The sequence below is a fragment of the Streptomyces sp. NPDC047081 genome, from assembly GCF_040643775.1.
Classification (GTDB): domain Bacteria; phylum Actinomycetota; class Actinomycetes; order Streptomycetales; family Streptomycetaceae; genus Streptomyces.
In genome coordinates this window covers 678,360-684,575 of sequence record NZ_JBEYUY010000001.1, presented here as the reverse complement: position 1 = coordinate 684,575, position 6,216 = coordinate 678,360, and the positions used below count along the sequence as shown (strand labels likewise).

Annotated in this window: 4 protein-coding genes; all 4 read right to left on the bottom strand. The window is 70.6% G+C overall.

The annotated features are described in order from the left end of the window. Window positions 1-19 precede the first annotated feature (19 nt). Window positions 20-2,836, bottom strand: coding sequence for an FxSxx-COOH system tetratricopeptide repeat protein (fxsT, locus tag ABZ848_RS03105; RefSeq protein ID WP_360824278.1), 2,817 nt, complete (start codon window positions 2,834-2,836; stop codon window positions 20-22). After that, window positions 2,833-3,753 carry an AAA family ATPase gene (locus ABZ848_RS03100; protein WP_360824275.1) on the bottom strand — a complete coding sequence of 307 codons (921 nt, stop codon included), beginning with the start codon at window positions 3,751-3,753 and terminating at the stop codon, window positions 2,833-2,835. The genes fxsT and ABZ848_RS03100 overlap by 4 nt, the downstream gene beginning before the upstream one ends. A 72-nt stretch (window positions 3,754-3,825) precedes the next feature. Next, window positions 3,826-5,352, bottom strand: coding sequence for a hypothetical protein (locus tag ABZ848_RS03095; protein WP_360824272.1), 1,527 nt, complete (start codon window positions 5,350-5,352; stop codon window positions 3,826-3,828). Next, a complete protein-coding gene (locus ABZ848_RS03090; RefSeq protein WP_360824269.1) occupies window positions 5,349-6,188 on the bottom strand; it encodes a toll/interleukin-1 receptor domain-containing protein in 840 nt (279 codons plus the stop codon). The genes ABZ848_RS03095 and ABZ848_RS03090 overlap by 4 nt, the downstream gene beginning before the upstream one ends. Between the last annotated feature and the right edge of the window lie 28 nt (window positions 6,189-6,216).

Genomic DNA, 6,216 nt, shown 5'->3' with positions numbered 1-6,216 from the left:
AAGACAAACAAGCCCTCGATCAAGTAGACATGAACAAGGTCAGGACCTGGGGAATTACGTGACGCCGGGCCCGGGGAATTACGTGATCGTTCACACTGCCCATGCTGAAGAGCAGGAAGCCGAGCCAGCGGGCCACCTGCAGCGTCTGTCCATGATCTTCACCAAGCGAGCGGGACCAGGTCTCGTGAGCCGTCCGGGCCAGTTCCAGGCAGGAGGCGTAGTCGCCCCAGCGAAGCAGGTACTTGACCTCGTTGACCACGAGGTTGCGCACCCAGCTCTCGTCGGAGTGGACCGCTTCGGAGACCACGACGTGCGGATAGAGCGAGCCGTAACGCTCCCAGCGCAGCACATTGTCCGGGTCGTTGGGATCGCTCGCGGCCAGCAGCAGATGGGCCCCGCGCCGCATGGTTGACCGGTCCTCCTCGGTCATCCGGTACTGCAGTGCGGCCTGCACCAGGCGGTGCATCTGTAGGGAGTTGTTGCGGTGGTTGAAGCGGGCCAGTGAGTAGCGGCCGATCTCCCGGATCACCTGCCCGAGCCGGATCGGGTCCTCCAACGCCAGGTCCAGTTCCGGGGCGATGGAGCCGCGTGGCATGCGGGCGAAGAGTGTGCGGGCGATGGGCTCGGCAGCGTAGAACGAGCAGACCTGAAGCAGCTGGTAGGCAGCGGGGTTCTTGGTCTCCAACTGGTCCAGGGAGATGTTCCAGGCGGCGATCACCGGATGCTGGGTGTCCAGGGGTGCGGTCCCGCGCAACAGGTCGACGCGCTTGTCGGAAAGCAGCCGGAGGTACTCGTCGACCAGCATGCCGGTCTCCGCATGCCACGCGGCGGCCTGCTCGATGGCCAGTGGCAGGTCGCCGAGGGCCTCGGCGAGCCGGTCAGCGTCCTCGTCGCTGATCTCCGGACCACGCAGGCGCAGTAGTTGCTTGCTCTCTTCCCGCAGGAACACGTCCACCTCCAGCGGGCGGGCGATGGACGCCCACTGGGGATTGCGGGAGGTGATGAGGATGTTGCCGGGACCGCCGGCCGGGAAGAACGGCCGTACGGACTCCGGGCTTTCGGCGTTGTCGAACACCAGGAGCCAGTTCGAGAAGGGGCGCCCGACGCGGAGTGCCTCCATCACCGCGGCCACGGTGGAGGAGGCGTCGCTGCCCGGGGTGAGCCCCAGGCGCGAGGCGAGTTCCACCAGGGAAAGCGAGATCTGCGCCGTGCGCTCGGCGGGGATCCACCACACGACCTCGTACTCGGCCATCCGCCGGTACAGGTACTCAACGGCCAGCAGGCTCTTGCCGACGCCGCCCATGCCGTGCAGCGCGTGCGGCAGGACAGCCGTCGTCTTCTCCTTCAGCAGGCGCTGGTGGAGTGCTTCCAAGAGGTCCTTGCGGCCGGTGAAGTTCGGGTTCCTGGGCGGGATGTTCCCCCAGACGGTGGGGGTGTTTCTGGTGCGCTCGGTGCCCGCCGTGTTCGCCGGGGCCTGCTGCGTCATCGCCGGCCTCCTGTTCCCCTGATTCATCGGGTGGTCGGCGTCGCCCGGGGTGTGGGCGACGGGATGGCTAGGTTGGGGCGGTGCGGTGGTGCTGGTGCTGGTGCTGGTGCTGGTGCGGGGTGCGGATCGCGGCTGCTCCTCCCTCAGGCCCGCGACCAAGGTGTCCACTTCTCTGGCACGCTCCAGGAACGGGCCGGACAGGGCGTGCAGGACGGTGTTCTCCGCGAGCAGCCAAGGCCCGGACTCCACCGTCAGCGGCGGGAGTTGGGACACGGTGGCCCCGCGCAGCAGCCGGGGCAGTCGCCACAAGTGTTCCCCGTCAGCTCCCCGGCGATCCCCCACCAGTTCGACAACACGGATGAGGTCGGTACGCCGTCCGGCGGCCAGCAGCTCCTCGCGCACGCCGTACCCGAACTCGTACGCCGGCAACGCCTCGTCGCCGCGAAGGGAGTCCGCGCTCTTCACCGGCCGTACCAGCCCGTGCACCAGGAGCAGGGCGAAGTCCGTGAGCGAGCTGCCCGGCATGAGCGACTCCTGCACCTGCCGTACCAGGGCGTCGGTGAGGGGGATCGCGGCGAGCATGGTGGCCAGCGTGAACACCTGCTCGGGCACCGCCGACCGCATGCGGGCCACCAGCGTCGCGGCGCCCTGCCGCAGCGAATCCGGGTCGCGGGCCTCGGCCATCCGCGCGCGGGGGAAGGTCACCGTGAGCGGTAGCCACTCCGGTGGTGTACCGCCGAGCAGGCCGGACCAGGCGTCCAGCCAGCGGGCGGAGAGCTCGAGCACCGGGACCGGTACGGCAGGACAGCCGCCCGGGGGCAGGTCGTCCACGTCCGGGCCCAGGCCCCGGGCGCGCCAGCGCAGCCGGTGGTTGGCGGCGCCGGGCGCGGGGGAGCGCAGCAGCACCTGCCAGTGGCGCAGGCCCGTGGCTGGCCACATCGGGTGCGGAAGGAGTTGGATCACGGCGACCGGACCGGCCTGCGCCCAGCGCCGCAGCAAGCGCTCCGTCCCGTGGTCGCCCCAGCGCGGGCCGGCTCCGTCGGTGAGCAGCAGGGTCAGGCGGCCGGCCGTATCGTGCCGGGACAGCGACGCCGGGTCCCTGCCGGGCTCGTGCGGCAGCCGGTGTTCGGTGACGTGGCCGAAAGCGCCCGTGCGATGCAGTTCGCGAGCGAAGGCCCGTACCGTACCCTCCCAGATCCCCATCGTGGGACCGGAGTCGGCGACCACGGCCACGTCCCAGCGCCGTCCCGCGGGACGGGCCGCCGGCCGGCCGAGGACGGCTGCCGCCCGCCGCAGCGCCTCGGGCAGTCCCGGCGGCAGTTGCGCGGACCGGACAGGGACGGTGGTCACAACTCGCCCACCTCCGTCCACGCCCAGACCGCGTCCAGTGCCTCCTGCCAGCTGAGCCCTTCGGCGAGCGAGGCGGGCGCGCCCTGCGTCACCAGATGCAGAGCGTCGAGGAACCGGCGTACGACCGGCCCCTTGGCCGTCCGGGCACGGTCGAGCAGGGCGTCGAGCACGTCCGGCGCGAGGCCCTGCGGGAAGTGTGCCGCCGCGATGGCGCGCAACGTCTCCTGTGCCGGTGGCGGGAGGACCAGGGAAACGCACTGCTGTACGAGCGCGGGCGAGAGGTCACGTTCTCCCGTACTGGTGATCACCACGATCGGGAAGACGTGACAGCGCACGGCACCGCCGGGCAGCGCCACCGGCGTGACCGGGTCGTCGGCGGTCGTCACCTGCGAGGGGTCCCCGGGCACAGTGAAGCCCCCGGCCTCCAGCACGGTGCACAGGTCGTCCGGCAGCGAGATCTCGGCCCGGTCCAGCCGGTCGATCAGCAGTACCCGCGGCCTGCGGTGCGGCAGGAAGGCGGTGCCCAGCGGTCCCAGCCGGCCTGTCTCGTCGTACAGGCCCTCCCGCAGGCTGCTCACGCTGGTGATGCGCCAGCGCAGCACCCGCCCCAGGCCGAGTTCCCGGCTGATCCGGTACGCGAGTGTCGACTTGCCGGTGCCGGGCTCTCCGGTCACGAGCAGCGGACGGCACAGCGCCATCGCGGCGTTGACCCGCTCCACCTCGTCGGGAGCCACGGACGGCTGCGGCCCGTCGCCGAGCAGCGCCATCGCGGACGGGTCGTCCGGTGGCGGCGGCAGGTCGGGTCCCCCGTCGAACCGTCGCCAGGGCGGCGGCACCGGCCAGGACCGGGCCGTCGCGTCCCGGCCGGGCAGACCGGTTCCGCGGTACGCACCCCACGGTTCGGCGGTCGACGACATGAGCGGCTCCTTTCCGGAATCCGGACGCCTTGCGCGATCCGGTCGTACGGCTGTGCGGGCCCGCCGTCGGCGTCAGGCCGGGTCGGGATCCATGGGGTTGCGTTCGGCGTCGTCCCACAGGAGCGTCAGATGGTGGCCGATATGGGTGGCGGGGCCGGTGCCGCCGTTCTGGCCGGCGGCCTGGCGGCGATAGTCGTCGACCTTGGCCGGCAGTCGCTGCAGTCCGTCGGTGAGGAGTTCGTCCAGGACTTGCCGGAACACCGGCGTCGCCCGGTCGGCCCGATGCCAGATCACCACGGGCAACCCTTTGCTCAGGGCCGTCTGCAGTTCCTGTCCGCCGTTTCCGCCGCTGGTCACCGGCGGTTCGCTCAGCACCAGGGCGACCAGGTGCTCGTTGTCGAGGTACTGCTGCAGCGAGTGGCCGCGGTCTCGGGCGTCATTGGCGTAGCACACCGAGCGAGCGGAGGGCTCGTCCTTGCCGAGCTGCGTCCAGCGGACGTTCCAGAAGTCGTGCCACTGTCTGTTCTGCAACCGGTCCAGGCTCCGTATGACCACGGGGAAGGCGGCGGACGCCGACCCCGGTGGCGGTCCTCCGTCGGAGCCGTACGGCCACCATTCCACGGGTGCGTTGAGCAGCTGGAACGGCAGAACGAACTCCACTGAGAGAGAAGGGGCTTCGGTGCTCCCGGCCGCTCCGGCGTGTCTGCGCCGCTCGGCCCGGATAATCTCGCCGATCACCTCCTCCAGCCGCTCCGCCGGCACCTCGTACCGGGTCTGCCCCGGCACCCATCTGCGGCCCGGCCCCTCCGACATGAGCGACGGGAAGACGTCGTACTGGGTGTCGATCAGCGGATCCGGCACGATGCGGATCGCCAGATAGCGCTTGAACTGCCGGGCCACGCCGGCCACCGAGGACCGCTGCGCCAGGTTGCGCTCCTCGTCGAGCAGTTCCGCGAGGTCCAGACTCAGCGCCCATTTCCGGTTGCGGGCCAGCACTTCCTCGCGGAGTTCCCGGCTCATGTACTGGGTGCACTGGTCCAGGTGGCGCATCCACGGGGGCAGCCTGCCGGGCGCCGTGTTCTGTCCGGCCAGGTACAGGAAGTCGTGCCAGTGGTTCTCGGCGTGCGGCGGCGGTTCGGACAGCCGGTGATCGGTGGCGATCCAGATCAACGCGGCCCGCATGTCGTACGGGCGCGGCTGCGGCTTCAAGGGCATCAGCGCCTCGGCGAGGAACCTCCAGGAACCGATCACCGCCAACCCGTCCAGCGAGTCGACGGCGGTCCACTCGTCGGCGAGCCGGTGCATGGCCAGGACCTGGGGACAGTCCGGGTCGATGCTCTGCAACGCGCCCGCTAGCGCAGACAGTCCACCCGTGTCCTGGACACAGTGCCGGAACACGTGCAGGGCGCGCTCCCCGGCGGTGTGCTCCTGCCGCGGACGCAGCGGTCTGCCGGTCTCCCGGCCCACGGCGGCGGCCAGCAGAGCCCAGCCGTCGGAGGCGTTCAGTGCGCTCGTCCCGAGTAGCGTGGCTGCGGTCCGAGCACCGATGTGGCGCCGAATCCACGAGGAGGTGCGGCCCTCGCCGCTCGTCTCCGTCAACGCGGCTCTCCCGAGCGGGGGAAGGGCGGCGGTTCGGTGGGTTTGGAGCGGCCCGTACGCGCACCGCCGATACCGCCGAGGAGACGGCGGCGCGCCTCGTCGTCGGCCACCGCCGGGGTCAGGTCGATGTAGACGACCGAGCCCAACAGGCCCTGGGGTGTGCATCGTTCCACCATCACCGGCACGAGTCTGCGGGCCAGACCCGTGGGATCGTCGCTCTGGGCTACCTGCCACTCCAGGCGCCCGTACACGGAGTTCAGATACGCCGGGGAGAGGACCGCGATGGTGCGCTCGCACTGTGTCACCCCTTTGTCCATGTAGAACTGCCAGTTGGTGCCCGGTACGAAGTCCCACTCCTGCACCAGGACGCTGTAGCCCGCTTCCTCCAGCCGCCATGAGATCCAGGTGGCCCAGGAGCGGTCCGCCGCCGTGTAGGAGACGAAGAAGTCCCTGCGCGGATCGTCCTCGGTGCGTTCCGGTGCGGCTGATCCGTTGACCGCCGGGATCTGCGCCATGCGCTTTCTGACCAGCTCGCCGACGATGTGGGACGTCCAGCTGGCGCCCTCGATCTGCTCCACCGCGCTCACCAGGTCCGGCAGGCCGTGGGGCTGCTTCTCGCAGTGCCGCACCAGCCCCAGGAACTCACGCATGCGGCTCGCGGGCGGGTCCGAAGCCTTCGGCGGCTCGTCCGGCACCGATCCCACCAACTCGAACAGCAGCGCCCGGGCCAACTCGTCCGCCAGCTTGGGCGAGGCGAGCAGCGCCAGCACGACGTTCATCGGCCAGTACCGGCCCTCGTCCGCCGAGGCCGGAGGTCCGGGGTCGTCCGTGTCCACAACACCCCCCGAAAGGCTGTGTCCCGAA

Excerpts from the sequence above, each read along its gene's own strand:
- ABZ848_RS03100 (WP_360824275.1), bottom strand. The coding sequence starts at position 3,753 with ATGTCGTCGACCGCCGAACCGTGGGGTGCGTACCGCGGAACCGGTCTG.